This window comes from Micromonospora marina (genome assembly GCF_900091565.1).
Taxonomy (GTDB): domain Bacteria; phylum Actinomycetota; class Actinomycetes; order Mycobacteriales; family Micromonosporaceae; genus Micromonospora; species Micromonospora marina.
The window spans coordinates 72,244-85,170 of the sequence record NZ_FMCV01000024.1; the positions used below are offsets into that span (position 1 = coordinate 72,244).

Sequence of the window (12,927 nt, forward strand, 5' to 3'; positions counted from 1 at the left end):
CCCGGCGGGAACGCCAGGACGGCGGAGCAGAGCTGGTACGTCAGAAGAAGCCGGTCACCCTGCCGCCGTCAGCGGAGGGACCAGGGCTTCACGACGGTGGCGTGGAATTTCATGCGGGCGAGCCTACCCGGGGCCGGACCGTGGGTCGCCGGGATTATCGGCGGAGGCGGGCGTCGGCCTCGGCGTCGAGCAGGTTGTTGAGCGTCAGCGCCGAGTTGATCAGGGCGAGGTGGCTGAACGCCTGCGGGTAGTTGCCGATCTGCTCACCGGTGGAGGCGATCTCCTCGGCGTACAGGCCGAGGTGGTTGCTGAAGGTGAACATCTTCTCCAGGGTGAGCCGCGCGTCGTCCAGCCGGCCGGAGCGGGCCAGCGCCTCGACGTACCAGAACGTGCACATGTTGAACGTGCCCTCGTGGCCGGGCAGGCCGTCGGGGGAGTGCAGCGGGTCGTAGCGGTGGACCAGGCTGTCCGAGACCAGGTCCCGCTCGATCGACTCCAGGGTGGACAGCCAGAGCGGGTCGGTGGGCGTGACGAAGCCGACCGCCGGCATGTAGAGCAGCGCGGCGTCGAGCACGTTCTCGTCGTACGCCTGCACGAAGCTGCCGCGTTCCCGGTGGAAGCCGCGGGCCATGACCTGGTTGTAGATCTGGTTGCGCTGCTCGGTCCAGCAGCTCATGTCCCCGGGCCGGCCGGTCCGGTCGGCCAGGCGGATGGCCCGGTCCAGCGCCACCCAGGACATCACCCGGCCGAACGTGTAATTGCGTGGGTGGTGGCGGCTCTCCCAGATGCCGGCGTCGCGCTGGTCCCAGTTGTGGCAGAGCCAGTCGATCAGGCGCACGGTGCTCTTCCACACCTGGTGCGACACGCGGATGCCCTGCTCGTCGGCGAGGTGCATGGCGTACAGCGCCTCGCCGTGGATGTCGAGCTGGAGCTGGTCGGCCGCGCCGTTGCCGATCCGCACCGGTTGGGAGCCCCGGTATCCCTCCAGGTGGTCGAGCACCTCCTCGTGCAGGTCCGAGGAGCCGTCCACCCGGTACATGATCTTTAGTGGATCCTGGTGGTCGCCGGCCTCACGGATGCGCTCGTCGAGCCAGTCCATGTACCGGCTGACCTCCTCGGTGAACCCGAGGCCGAGCAGGGCGTGCACCGAGAACGAGGTGTCGCGTACCCAGGTGTAGCGGTAGTCCCAGTTGCGGGTGCCGCCGACCAGCTCGGGCAGCGCGGCGGTCGGCGCGGCGATCATCGCGCCGGTCGGCGCGTACGTCATGAGCTTGAGCGTGATGGCGGAGCGCTCGACCATCTCCCGCCACCGCCCGGTGTAGCGGGAGCGTTCGACCCAGCGCCGCCAGTAGTCCCGGGTCCACTCGAACATGCCCTGGACCTCTTCCGGCGGGATGATCCGGGGTTCCTCGCTACCGGTCTCCAGGATCACCCCGCCGGTGTCGCCCTCGTTGAGCGTGCCGTAGACGATGAGGTCGCCGCCCTCGATCCGGACGTCCGCGGTCTGCGCCCACCGTTGCCGCGCCAGGTCGATCGGGTTGAAAGTGAGCGTCGCCGACGGGCTGCGGAACAGGAAGCCGTTGCGGTGCCGCTCCAGCCCGTGGCTCTGGCGCGCGTAGTCGAACCGGGGCCGGCACTCCACCCGGAAGCGCATGCTGCCGCGCACCATGGTGACCATGCGCACGATGCGGTGCGAGTCGGTGACCCGTTCGCCGGTGACCGGCATGAAGTCCACCACCTCGGCGACGCCGTCCGCACTGATGAACCGGGTGATCAGGATCGGGGTGCCGGGCAGGTAGAGCTGCTTGGTGACGTACCGGACGTCGTGCGGGGCGATCTGGAAGAAGCCGCCCTTGTCCTTGTCCAGCAGTCCGGCGAAGATGCTCGGCGAGTCGAAGCGCGGCGCGCAGAACCAGTCGATCGTCCCGTCGCAGGTCACCAGCGCGGCGGTCTGGAGGTCGCCGATGAGCCCGTGATCCTCGATCGCCGGATAGCCCTTCACATCGCCCCCCAGGTTCCGCCTGCCTTCTCCGACCCAACCTAAGGGAACAATTGTCAGGTTAGGGACGATTCGTGGTCACTCACCCTGCCGCGCGCCACGCCGCGCCTCGACCGCCCGGCGGGTCTCCTGCTGCACCAGGTCCGCGTTGATCATCGCCGCGGTCCGGGCGCCCGCCGCCGCGGCGGCCCCGACCTGCGCCGACAGGTCGGTCACGTTGCCCGCCACCCACACCCCGGGGACATCGGTACGCCCCGACTCGTCGGCCGGCAGGTACTCACCCATCCCGCTGGGGTGCGGTTGCGGGCGCAGGCCGACCCCGGCCAGGAATCCGGCGCGCGCCACCATCCGGGGAGCGACGCTCAGCACCTCGCGGTCGACCGTGCGGCCGTCCCGCAGGCGTACCCCGGTCAGCCGGTCCCCGGCCGTCTCGACCGCCGCGATCTCGCCCTCGACCACCGGTACGCCACGCGCGGCGAGCTGCTCGGCCTGCTCGTCGGTGAGCGGCGGCGCGGTGTGCCGCAGGTAGACCACGTCGTCGCTCCACTGCCGGAACAGCAGTGTCTGGTGCACCGACATCGGGCCGCTGCCGATCACTCCGATCGGCCGCTCGCGTACCTCCCAGCCGTGGCAGTACGGGCAGTGCACCACGTCCCGCCCCCAGCGCTCGCGCAGGCCGGGCACGTCGGGCAGCTCGTCGACCAGGCCGGTGGCGACCAGCACGTGCCCGGCGCGTACCCGGCGGCCGTCGGCGAGCGCCACCGCGAACCCGGCGCCGTCGCGGTCCACCGCCTCGACCCGGCCCTCGGTCAGGTGCCCGTCGTGGCGGCGCACCTCGTCCCGGCCGCGCGCCAGCAGTTCGGCCGGCGGCACGCCGTCGTGCCCCAGCAGGCCGTGCACGCCGTCGGCGGGCGCGTTGCGGGGTTCGCCCCCGTCCACCACCAGCACCGACCGGCGTGCCCGCGCCAGCATGAGCGCGCCGTTGAGCCCGGCCGCGCCGCCGCCGATCACCAGTACCTCGTAGTTCTCGGTCATCGTGACCACCTCCGCGACCAGAGTGCCGCCGCGCCCGGCGGACTGCAAACTCCTTTGCCGATGCGGCAAACTGATGGCATGGACGACGACCTCGACCAGGCCCTCGACGCGGTCGGCCCCCGGCTGCGCGCGCTGCGCCGCGAGCGCGAGACCACCCTCACCGACCTCTCCGCCGCCACCGGCATCTCCGTGAGCACCCTGTCCCGGCTGGAGTCCGGCGGTCGCAGGCCCACGCTGGAACTGCTGCTACCGCTGGCCCGCGCGCACGGCGTCACGCTCGACGAACTGGTCGGCGCCCCACCCACCGGCGACCCGCGTATCCACCTGCGGCCGGTCGCCGCGTACGGGATGACCATGCTGCCGCTCACCCGCCGGCCCGGCGGCATCCAGGCGTACAAGCTGATCATCCCGGCCGGCGGCCGGTCCGAGCCCGAGCCGAAGACCCACGAGGGGTACGAGTGGGTCTACGTGCTCAACGGGCGGCTGCGGCTCGTGCTCGGCGAGCACGACCTGGTGCTCGAACCCGGTGAGGCGGCCGAGTTCGACACCCGGGTACCGCACTGGTTCGGCTGCGCCGACAGTGAGGGGGTGGAGTTCCTCAGCCTCTTCGGCAGCCAGGGGGAACGCGCCCACCTGCGCGCCCGCCCCCGCGCGTCCCGCTGAGACCGGCACTGCGGCAAACGCACCCGCGACGGCACCGGCGGCGCGACGATCGGCGGGTGACCTATGCGGACGTCGGCGGGCTGCGGATCTGGTACGAGGAGCACGGCGACGGCCGACCGCTGGTCCTGCTGCACGGCGGATACGGGTCGGCGGAGACGTTCGCGCCGGTCCGGCAGGCGCTGGCCGCGCGCCGCCGGCTGATCGCCGTGGACCTGCGGGGCCACGGCCGCACCGGAGGTCTGGACCGGCCGCTGCGGTACGAGTCGATGGCCGACGACGTGGCCGGGCTGCTGCGTCACCTCGGGCTGCCGCGGGCCGACGTGCTCGGCTACTCGCTCGGCGGCGCGGTGGCCCTGCGGACCGCGATCCAGCATCCCGCCCTGGTCCGCCGCCTGGTGCTCGTCTCCACGCCGTTCCGGCGGCGCGGCTGGTACCCGGAGACGCTCGCCGCGATGGCCGCCCACGACGAGCGCACCGCCGAGCGCATGCGCGGCACCCCGTCCCACCAGCGGTACGCGCGGGTCGCGCCCCGCCCGCAGGACTGGCCCCTGCTCTGGGCCCGCAGCGGGGACCTGCTGCGGCGGGACTACGACTGGTCCGCCGAGGTGGCCGCACTGCCGATGCCGGTGCTGCTGGTCTTCGCCGACGCGGACGAGATCCCGGTCGGCCACGCGGCTGAGTTCTTCGCCCTGCTCGGCGGTGGCCGGCGGGACGCGGGCGGCGACGGCGCCGACCGTCCCGCGTCCCGGCTGGCGGTGCTGCCCGGGTTGACCCACTACGACGTGGTGGCCTCACCCGCGCTGCCGGCGGCGGTGCTGCCGTTCCTCACCCATCCGGCGCGCGCGCCCGGCTGACTCACCCCATGAGCACGCAGTGCACCGGGTGGTCAGCCTGATCTCGGCGAGCGCCGCCGCCACCCGGGTACGCAAGACGTGGCTGGTGTGGTCGAGTGGACACGACAGGTCCGGGGTGCTCATCCGCCCGGCGTATCGACGATTTCGTGCCGGATGATCCGGCTCGGACCCGGTACGGGCCCGGATACGATCTTGTGAGATGTCGTCGGCGAGAGAGGTGTGGTGCGGTGAGCGACGTGCGCGGCAGGCAGGTGTTGGTGGGTTACGACGGGTCTCCGGCCGCTAGCGCCGCCATCGAGGCGGGCGCGCTGCTGTTCCCCGGCGCGCACGCGTGGATCGGGCATCTGTGGACGCCTCCGTTCGCCAGCGAGGAACTGCGTAAGCGGCTCTGGACCGGCACCCGCAACATCAACGTGTTCGTCGAGGCGATCGAGCGCGAGGGTGGCCGGGAGGCCGACCGGATGACGGCGGTCGGTGTGATGCTGGGGCGGGCCGCCGGCTGGGACGCCGAGCCGCTCGTGTGCCGCAGCTACGGCGGCGAAGGGCTCCGCCTCGCCGAACTGGCCGACGAGAAGCAGGCCGACGTGCTGCTGCTCGGCTCGCGGGGCCTCGGCGGCGCCCGCGCCGTGCTCGGCAGCGTCTCCGACATGGCCGTGCACTACAGCCCGCGTCCCGTGCTGGTCGTGCCGCACCCGCTGCTGACCGACGAGTACGACGCGCTCGCCGCCGGGCCGGTGGTGGTCGGCTGGGACGCCTCGTCCGGGTCCGAGGCCGCACTCGCCGCCGCCCGCCGCCTCTTCCCCGAGCGGGAGATCGTCCTTGCCGCCGTCGACGGAGACGAGGGGGACACGCCCGCCCCGGAAACCGCCGACGGGCAGCCGGTGACCACCGTGCGCGTGCGCGCCGGCGGCGGTGCTCCCGGCCGCGCGGTGGCCGACGCGCTCTCCGCCGTCGCCACCGAGCGCAAGGCGAGCCTGGTCGTGGTCGGCTCGCGCGGCCGGACGGTGGTCCGCAAGATCCTGCTCGGCAGCGTCGCGATGGCCACGCTGCACCGCGCCCACCGGCCGGTGCTGGTGGTGCCGCAGAGCCCGGTCCGGGAAGCCGAGTAGCCCTCCGCGCCGATCGGACCATCGCGGGTGTCTCCTCGGCCAGGGAGACACCCGCGTCACCGCCGTCCGCGGCGCAGCCGCCGGTTCGCCGCCAAGCCGCCGAGCACCAGCGCGACCAGGCCCACCCCCCACCACACCCGGCCGCCCGGGCCCCACGGTGGATCGGCCTCGCGGACCCGGCCGGCGTGCACCACCGAGTCCGCCACGTCGACGGCGAGCACCTGGTCCGGCGCGGTGAGCACCGTGACCGGGGCGGCGGCACCCGGTGTCAGGCTCAGAACCCGGATCGACCGCACGTTGCCGTACGCGGTCCGCTGGTCCATCTCCAGCCCGTCGGCGTACCAGCTCGGCGCGCTCGGCTCGGGCCGGTACGCGACCACCCACGCGGTCCCGTCCGGCAGCCAGGCCCCCTTGCCGGCGAGCGCGGTGCCGGGCGGCAGCGGTAGTGCGGCTGTCTTGCGTAGCACGAGCGTGTACGGTCGGCCCGGCACCGGAAAGGCGATCGGGCCGAGACCCCGCACCTCCAGCGACAGGTGATCAGCACGAGCCGTGCGGCGCGCACTGAACGCCCCCACGCTCGGCTGCCCCAGAAGGCCCACAAATCGGTCACGCGGCGCGGCGGAGGTCGACATGGCCGTACGGTAGCTAACCACACCGCGGCGCTCTACGTTGGTAGCCCGATCAGGGTGTGGACACGGAAGCCGGTTGGAGTGGACGGTGCTGGACATCGAGCGGTTCGACCTCGACGAGATCGCGTTCGCGCTGTCGGACCAGAATCTCTACGACGAGCATCGGCATCTGATCAACCCGGAGAACGGAGAGATCATCCTGTGGACTCGGGAGGGTGGCATCGACGGCACGAATCCGATCGATCTCGACGATTTGGATCTTCCCGCGATCCGACCCTTGCCGTCGTGCATCTGGTACCAGGGCATGGCAGACTTCACGGACCTCGTCAGCGACGACCGAGCAGCCCACCGACTCGCCCGCGCGATCAACGGCCGCGGCGCGTTCCGCCGGTTCAAGGACGAGCTGCACGAGAAGTACCCACACCTCCTGCAGGCCTGGTACGACTTTCGAGACACCCGAGCAGCCCGCCGGGCGGTCGAATGGCTACTCGACGAATCGCTGCTCAGCCAGCAAGCCGCAGAGCGCTTCTCCGCCGAGCATCCCGACCCACAAGTCCCCTGACCACGGCCCGGCACAGCGATGCGGAAATTCCAGCCGCCCGCAAAGCCGGCATCGGCCGGCCACGCGCCGTGAACCATCGGATCCGCCTCGCACGTCCGTCAGGCTGCTTCGGACAACTCCACAGCGCCGTTTGCCACCGCCAGATGAAACGTCAACCCGGTGACAGCGGTCATCCGCGCCAGCTCCTTCAGGGTGGGCGTCTTCTCGCCGCTCTCCAGCCGGGCGACGTTGGGCTGGTGGACCGTGAGTAGATCGGCCAGCTGCTGCTGGGTCAGACCGTGCTCGGCCCGGTAACGGACCAGAGTGATCGCCACCTGCCGGGCGAACACTCCCTCGTCCCACGCCTGGCGAAATGCCGGGTCCTGCCGCTGCTCGGCGATGACGGCATCCAGCGGCGCCATGTCGGAAAGGTTCATCAGTGCCCCTCCTCATCCTGCTCGATCTTGTTGAGCCGATCCTCCGCGCTGCGGACGGCCCGGACGAAATCGCGCGGTTTGACGGCCGCCTCCGGACCGATCGCCCCCACCACGAAGATCACGTCCCCCATCTGACGGTAGAACGCCCGCCACGGACTTCGCCCGGCCCTCGGCCGCAACTCACGCAGCCGATCGGCGTCCTTGATCGCACTGGAATGCGGAAACGGCAGTGTCGGCCCCAGCGCCTCCAGCTTCTGAAAGGCGTTGACGATCGCGACTCGCTCCGGAGTCGGCAACGCTGCCAGCTCCGCGACCGCCTCGGGGTGCACAACCACAGACCACACCAGGCGACTATACCAAAAATTGTATAGCCGCCATTCGCGAGCCTGGTCTCGAACACTCGGACCCGGGCGCCATCAACGCGAGCCGTGGCGCGATCCGCCGAGGGCGGCTCGGCCGACGTCAGGAGTCGCTAGCGGGCTCGTTCCCCGACCGGCGCAGTCTCATCTCGGCCTCGGATGCCTCTTCGGGGTGTCGACCGAGCAGCCGAGCACCTCGGCCACCTGCGCCTCGGTCAGGTCCTCGTAGTACCGCAGCACCACCACGGCCCGCTGCCGTGCGGTGAGCCGCCGCAGCGCCGCCACCACGCTGAGCCGCAGCGCCGTCTCGTCGGTGTGGTCCCCTCCGCCGTGCTCGGCCGGCGTCGCGTCCAGCCGCTCGGCCACCCGCCGGCGGCGCCACCAGGAGACCTGCTCGTGGTACATGGCCCGGCGCACGTACGCCTCCGGATCTCCCTCCCGGATCCGCCGCCAGTGGCGGTAGGTGCGGGCCAGCGCGCTCTGCAACAGATCCTCGGCGAGCTGGTGATCGCCCGTCAGCAGGTACGCGGTCCGCGACAACGCCGGTGACCGCTGCACCACGAACTCCCGGAACGACTCCGACATGCCCACCCCCTCACCGCAATGAATGCCGGTCGGGCCCTCGATGGTTGAGGCGGCCGTCCCCGCGGCGGGCGCTGGCCCCCGTCGATGTGCGGCAACTGCGGCCGGGCCGGACGCCCCTCGCATGTGGTCAGTCCCGCCTCCGACACCGTCTACGTCCTCGCCTTCGACATCGCCGTGGACCGGCTCGTGGCCGCCCGCGTCGGGCTCGGCGGTGTGGTGTCGGCGCGGCTGGAGGCGGAACGGCCACGGGCCGGGGCCGACCTCGACTCCGTGGTCTCGGTGCTCGCCGACTTCGGGCGGGCGCTGCACCACGCCGCGCCACCGGGATCGGCGTGCGTGGGCGTGGGCGCCTCCTACTGCGGCATGATCCGGCCCGGCGACGGGATGGTGCGGTTCGGACCGGACATGGGGTGGGTGGACCAGGCGTTCGGCTCCGAGCTGGCCCTGCGGCTGGATCTGGGCCTGCCGGTCCTGGTCGGCAACGAGGCGCACCTCGGGGCGCTGGCCGAGCATCAGCGCGGTGCCGGAGCCGGCGTGCAGAACCTGGTCTACCTGTACGGTGACGTGGGCGTGGGCGGCGGGATCATCGTGGGCGGGGAACTGCTCGACGGCGACGGCGGGTACGCCTCCGAGGTCGGGCACATGCTCGTGAACCCGTACCAGGGGCGGCCCTGCGGCTGCGGCTCGCGCGGGCGCCTGGAGGCGGAGGTCGGCGAGCGGGCGCTGCTCGACGTCGCGGGCCGCCCGGCGCAAGAGAAGGGGCGGGAGGCGGTCCGGGCGGTGATCGCCGCCGCCGTGCGCGGAGAACCGGCCGCGCAGGACGCGCTGCGGCCACATCGGTGACTGGCTGGGCATCGGCGTGGCGAACGTGATCAATCTGTTCAACCCTGGCGTGGTGATCTTCGGAGGCACGCTCAGCGAGGTCTTCCCGGTCTGCGCCAGCCACGTCCGCAGCCGGATCGCGGCGAACGTGCTGCCCATCTCCCGCGACAAGGCCCCGCCTGCGCGTGTCCGCACTCGGCTACGACGCCACCTTGATCGGCGCCGCCGAACTGGGCTTCTCACCCTTGTTCGCCGACCCGCTGGCCGTCCCCGCCTCCGGGTGACTCCGCGCCCTGCGCCGCCGCGCGTCCAGCCCTCTCAATCGCGTTGATCTTGCATTTCCGGCCCTGACAAAGCGCGCCAAAGCGGCATCCAGGGGGCCGAAACTGCAAGATCGCCGGGGCGGGGCGGGGCGGGGCGGGGCGGGGCGGGGCGGGGCGGGGCGGCGGCGGTCAGGGCGTGAGGCGGTGGGTCAGCCAGGGGAGCAGTGCCTCGCCCTGGAGACGCTGGAACTCCCGCACCGTGGGGATGCCGGGCGGCGGGGGCTGGCGGGCGCCGTCGAGGAAGAAGCCGGTGAACCCCGCGAGCACTCCGGTCAGGTCGGCCGGGTCCACGCCGACTGTCAGCGCCCGGGCGGCCAGCAGCGCATCGGGGTCGTGGCCGCCGTACACCTGCACGTTGACGACGGTGAGCAGCGTGTCCAGCCAGGCCGGGCCGCGACACGCCCACGGCCAGTCGACGACGGTGACCGATCCGTCCGGGCCGACCAGCAGGTTGTCGGCACGCACGTCGATGTGGCAGAGCGTGTCGCCGTCCAGCGCGGCCAGTCCCCGGTCGGCAGCGGCGCACAGCTCGGGCAGGTGGGACCGGGCCCACGGGTCGAGGCCGCCCGGCGGGTCGGCGGCGAGGCACCGCCAGCCGCCGAAGTCGTGGGCGAGGTGTTCCGCGGCGGTGGGTGTGGTCGCGTCGGCGGGTGCCGGGGTGAGCGCGGCGGCCATCGTCTCCAGCGTGGACAGCACGGCGGTCAGCTCGTCGGCCCGCCACGGGGTGGCCGGATGCCGGCCCTCGACGTCGGCGAAGACGAGCGCGATCCAGTGGCCGTCGTCGTAGCTGCCGAGCAGCCGGGGCGCGGGCGTGTCCGGCGGCAGGGCGGCGGCGATGCGGGCCTCGGCGCGGTGCAGGCCGGGGCTGCGGTCGTTCTGCGCCGGGCTGACCGCCTTGACGAAGGCCCGGCCACCACCGGCGGTACGGACGCGGTCGGCGGTGCCGGGGGAGAAGCCGCCCGGCTGGGTCACCGCCGCCACCACCCGGTCGCCGAGGACGGCCTCGACGCCGTCGCGGACGTGCGGGGGCAGCTCGTGCCAGTGCAGCCGGGTTTTCGTCACGGTCCCACGGTGCGTGACGCCCGCCGCCGGGGCAACCGGGTTAGCCGTTGCGCGTGTAGCTCAGGACGACCACCCCGGCGTCGAACGGGAGCGCGGAGGTGAGCGTGAGCCGCCGCGGGTCGAAGCCGCTGTCGACGAGCTTGATGCCGCTGCCGACGACCACCGGGTTGAGCTTGACCACCAGCTCGTCGATCTCGTCGAGGAGCTGACCGGCGAGCTGCCCGCCGCCGCAGAGCCAGATGTCGCGCCCGGGCCGGGTCTTCAGCTCGCGGACGAGGGCCACCGGGTCGCCGTCGACGACGTGCACGTCCGGGTAGTCGGCCGGCGGCAGGGAGCGGCTGAACACGTACTGCTCCAGGTGGGCGTACGGGCTGGTGACGCCGAGCTTCAGGCCCGGCTCGTAGCTGCCGCGGCCCATCAGCACGGTGTCGAAGCGGCCGCTGGGCGGGGAGTCGACGCCGAGCTGGGCGTGGGCGAACGTGGGCAGCGCCTGGGGCCACTCGGCCACCAGGTGGGGCGCCAGGTCGGGTGTCAGCGGGAGGAAGTCGAACGTCCCGTCGGGTGCGGCGATGAAGCCGTCGAGGGTGCTGGCGACGAAGTACACGAGCTTGCGCAAACCGGCTCCGATGTCCGAGGTGATCCACGACGGCTGTCGTGGTTCGGCAGCGAATGTACAACACCTGTCGTGGTTGTTGCTAGTGTGTTCGCGTGGCCAGGAATCCGGAACGCCGTACCCTGCTCGCCGACGCCGGGCTGCGGGTGCTCGCCGACGCGGGCGCGCGGGGGCTGACCCACCGCGCGGTCGACGCCGAGGCGGGGGTGCCCACCGGCACCACCTCGAACTACTTCCCGTCCCGCGCGGCGCTGCTCGCCGGCCTGGCCGAACGGATCTTCGACCGGATCGCGCCCGACCCGGCCGTGCTGGCCGACCTCGGCCGCCGCGAGCCGTCACTCGCGCTGATGACCGACTACCTGCGCGACATCGTCGCGCGCACCACCCGCGAGCCGGGCCTCACCCGGGCGCTGTTCGAGCTGCGGCTGGAGGCCGCGCGCCGCCCGGAGCTGCGGGCCGCACTCGGCGGTGTGCTGCGCCGGGGGTACGCCGACGACGTCGCCCACCACACCGCCGCCGGACTGCCGGGCGGGTCGTACGAGGTGGCGCTGCTGCACTACGCCGTCGACGGGCTCCTGCTCGACCTGCTCACCACCTCCATCGACGCCGGGTTCGACACCGATCAGGTGGTCTCGGACCTCGTCTCCCGTCTGGTCGGCGACGCCGCCGGTTGAGCCTCCTCGCCGCGCGTTAACCCGGGGCGGCCAGCGGGAACGCTGGCGCGGACGCCCCTGGGAAGGAGCAACGGATGAGGGAACGCACCGGACTAACCATCGGCGTGCTCGGCTCCTACGGCGGTCGCAACCTCGGCGACGAGGCGATCCTCACGGGCCTGCTGGACGATCTGCGGCGACACGAGCCCAACGCCCGGATCATCGTGTTCTCCCGCAACCCGGCGCACACCGCGCTGGCCCACCCCGAGGTCGAGGCGGTGCCGTGGGAGGGCGTCAGCCGGGTCGACTCGTCCCCGGTGCTCAACCAACTCGACCTGCTCATCCTCGGCGGCGGCGGGATCCTCTACGACAAGGAGGCCCGGCGCTACCTGCGGGTGGTCCGGGTCGCCCAGGAGCGAGGGCTGCCGCTGATCACGTACGCGGTCGGGGTCGGTCCGCTCACCGACACGCTGGACAGCGGCATGGTGCGCGAGACGCTGGCGCAGGCCGTCGAGGTGACGGTCCGCGACCAGGAGTCGCGGATGGTGCTGGAGGAGGCCGGCCTGGTGAACCCGATCACCGTGACCGCCGACCCGGCGTTCCTGCTCGAACCGGAGGAGTTCCCCCAGCAGTGGCTGCGCGAGGAGGGCGTACCGGCCGGCTCCCGGCTGGTCGGGCTCAGCGTGCGCGAGCCGGGCCGGGCCGCCGAACGGCTCGACGTGGACGGCTACCATCGCCTGCTCGCCCAGATCAGTGACTTCCTGGTGCACCGGATCGACGCGTACGTGCTGTTCGTGCCCATGGAGCGCGACGACATCCGGCACTCCCACGGCGTGCTGTCGCACATGACCGCCGCCGACCGGGGCCGGATCCTGCACGGCGACTACCGTCCGGCCCAGATCCTCGGGCTCATGCGCCACTTCGACCTCGCGGTCGGCATGCGGCTGCACTTCCTGATCTTCGCGGCCATGATGGGCACGCCGTTCCTGCCGCTGCCGTACGCCGGAAAGGTCTTCGACCTGGCCCAACGGCTCGGTGTGCCGGCGCTGCGCGGCGTGGAACGGGAGGTGGAGGGCCCGTTGCTGGCCGAGGTGGACCGGTTGTGGGACGAGCGGGCGGCCCGCGCCGACGAGACCGCGCGCCGGGTGGCGGAGGTCTGCGAGCAGGCACGCGGCACCTCGCAGGTGACCCGCAGCGTGCTGGACAGCATCCGTGCCCGCACGCTGACGCCGGCGGTGTGAGC

Annotated in this window: 16 protein-coding genes; 8 read left to right on the forward strand and 8 right to left on the reverse strand. The window is 72.5% G+C overall.

Annotated elements, in window-relative coordinates; all coding sequences use genetic code 11:
• Positions 1-154: 154 nt before the first annotated feature.
• Positions 155-2,002 (reverse strand): glycoside hydrolase family 15 protein, encoded by a 1,848-nt coding sequence (locus GA0070215_RS23375; protein WP_091049816.1) that lies wholly within the window; start codon positions 2,000-2,002, stop codon positions 155-157.
• 75 nt (positions 2,003-2,077) lie between these two features.
• Positions 2,078-3,034: an NAD(P)/FAD-dependent oxidoreductase gene (locus GA0070215_RS23380; RefSeq protein ID WP_091049922.1), complete on the reverse strand. Its 957-nt coding sequence runs from the start codon at positions 3,032-3,034 to the stop codon at positions 2,078-2,080.
• A gap of 78 nt (positions 3,035-3,112) precedes the next feature.
• On the opposite strand from GA0070215_RS23380, the gene GA0070215_RS23385 reads away from it, so the two are divergent.
• From GA0070215_RS23385 to GA0070215_RS23400, 3 genes are all read left to right on the forward strand, one after another.
• Entirely contained in the window at positions 3,113-3,697 is a 585-nt protein-coding gene (locus GA0070215_RS23385; RefSeq protein ID WP_091049820.1) for a helix-turn-helix domain-containing protein, read from the forward strand.
• 56 nt (positions 3,698-3,753) lie between these two features.
• Positions 3,754-4,551 carry an alpha/beta fold hydrolase gene (locus GA0070215_RS23390; protein WP_091049824.1) on the forward strand — a complete coding sequence of 266 codons (798 nt, stop codon included), beginning with the start codon at positions 3,754-3,756 and terminating at the stop codon, positions 4,549-4,551.
• Positions 4,552-4,778: 227 nt separating this feature from the next.
• Positions 4,779-5,660 carry a universal stress protein gene (locus tag GA0070215_RS23400; RefSeq protein WP_091049828.1) on the forward strand — a complete coding sequence of 294 codons (882 nt, stop codon included), beginning with the start codon at positions 4,779-4,781 and terminating at the stop codon, positions 5,658-5,660.
• 56 nt (positions 5,661-5,716) lie between these two features.
• Here the strand turns inward: GA0070215_RS23400 and GA0070215_RS23405 are convergent, their stop codons facing one another.
• Complete coding sequence (locus GA0070215_RS23405) at positions 5,717-6,292, reverse strand: hypothetical protein (RefSeq protein ID WP_141708241.1); 576 nt, start codon at positions 6,290-6,292, stop codon at positions 5,717-5,719.
• Positions 6,293-6,377: 85 nt separating this feature from the next.
• On the opposite strand from GA0070215_RS23405, the gene GA0070215_RS23410 reads away from it, so the two are divergent.
• Positions 6,378-6,851, forward strand: a complete 474-nt coding sequence (locus GA0070215_RS23410; protein ID WP_091049926.1) for a UPF0158 family protein — start codon at positions 6,378-6,380, stop codon at positions 6,849-6,851.
• Positions 6,852-6,949: 98 nt separating this feature from the next.
• Here the strand turns inward: GA0070215_RS23410 and GA0070215_RS23415 are convergent, their stop codons facing one another.
• The 3 genes from GA0070215_RS23415 to GA0070215_RS23425 form a co-directional block, all read right to left on the reverse strand.
• Entirely contained in the window at positions 6,950-7,267 is a 318-nt protein-coding gene (locus GA0070215_RS23415; protein ID WP_091049835.1) for a helix-turn-helix transcriptional regulator, read from the reverse strand.
• Positions 7,267-7,611 carry a type II toxin-antitoxin system RelE/ParE family toxin gene (locus GA0070215_RS23420; protein WP_167361552.1) on the reverse strand — a complete coding sequence of 115 codons (345 nt, stop codon included), beginning with the start codon at positions 7,609-7,611 and terminating at the stop codon, positions 7,267-7,269. Before GA0070215_RS23420 ends, GA0070215_RS23415 begins: the two co-directional genes overlap by 1 nt.
• Before the next feature lie 159 nt (positions 7,612-7,770).
• Positions 7,771-8,211, reverse strand: a complete 441-nt coding sequence (locus GA0070215_RS23425) for a SigE family RNA polymerase sigma factor (RefSeq protein WP_091049842.1) — start codon at positions 8,209-8,211, stop codon at positions 7,771-7,773.
• A gap of 123 nt (positions 8,212-8,334) precedes the next feature.
• On the opposite strand from GA0070215_RS23425, the gene GA0070215_RS23430 reads away from it, so the two are divergent.
• Both GA0070215_RS23430 and GA0070215_RS29885 read left to right on the forward strand, forming a co-directional pair.
• Positions 8,335-9,054 carry an ROK family protein gene (locus GA0070215_RS23430; RefSeq protein ID WP_244167109.1) on the forward strand — a complete coding sequence of 240 codons (720 nt, stop codon included), beginning with the start codon at positions 8,335-8,337 and terminating at the stop codon, positions 9,052-9,054.
• Between the two features lie 52 nt (positions 9,055-9,106).
• On the forward strand, positions 9,107-9,364 hold the full coding sequence (locus GA0070215_RS29885) for a hypothetical protein (RefSeq protein WP_425254696.1): 258 nt from the start codon (positions 9,107-9,109) through the stop codon (positions 9,362-9,364).
• A gap of 121 nt (positions 9,365-9,485) precedes the next feature.
• On the opposite strand, the gene GA0070215_RS23435 is transcribed toward GA0070215_RS29885, so the two are convergent.
• Both GA0070215_RS23435 and GA0070215_RS23440 read right to left on the reverse strand, forming a co-directional pair.
• A complete protein-coding gene (locus GA0070215_RS23435) occupies positions 9,486-10,418 on the reverse strand; it encodes a phosphotransferase (RefSeq protein WP_091049844.1) in 933 nt (310 codons plus the stop codon).
• A 40-nt stretch (positions 10,419-10,458) separates the two neighbouring features.
• Positions 10,459-11,034: a dihydrofolate reductase family protein gene (locus tag GA0070215_RS23440; RefSeq protein ID WP_091049847.1), complete on the reverse strand. Its 576-nt coding sequence runs from the start codon at positions 11,032-11,034 to the stop codon at positions 10,459-10,461.
• Positions 11,035-11,126: 92 nt separating this feature from the next.
• On the opposite strand from GA0070215_RS23440, the gene GA0070215_RS23445 reads away from it, so the two are divergent.
• Together GA0070215_RS23445 and GA0070215_RS23450 are read left to right on the forward strand one after the other, a co-directional pair.
• Positions 11,127-11,705, forward strand: a complete 579-nt coding sequence (locus GA0070215_RS23445; RefSeq protein ID WP_091049852.1) for a TetR/AcrR family transcriptional regulator — start codon at positions 11,127-11,129, stop codon at positions 11,703-11,705.
• Between the two features lie 74 nt (positions 11,706-11,779).
• Positions 11,780-12,925 carry a polysaccharide pyruvyl transferase family protein gene (locus GA0070215_RS23450; RefSeq protein ID WP_091049855.1) on the forward strand — a complete coding sequence of 382 codons (1,146 nt, stop codon included), beginning with the start codon at positions 11,780-11,782 and terminating at the stop codon, positions 12,923-12,925.
• Positions 12,926-12,927 lie beyond the last annotated feature (2 nt).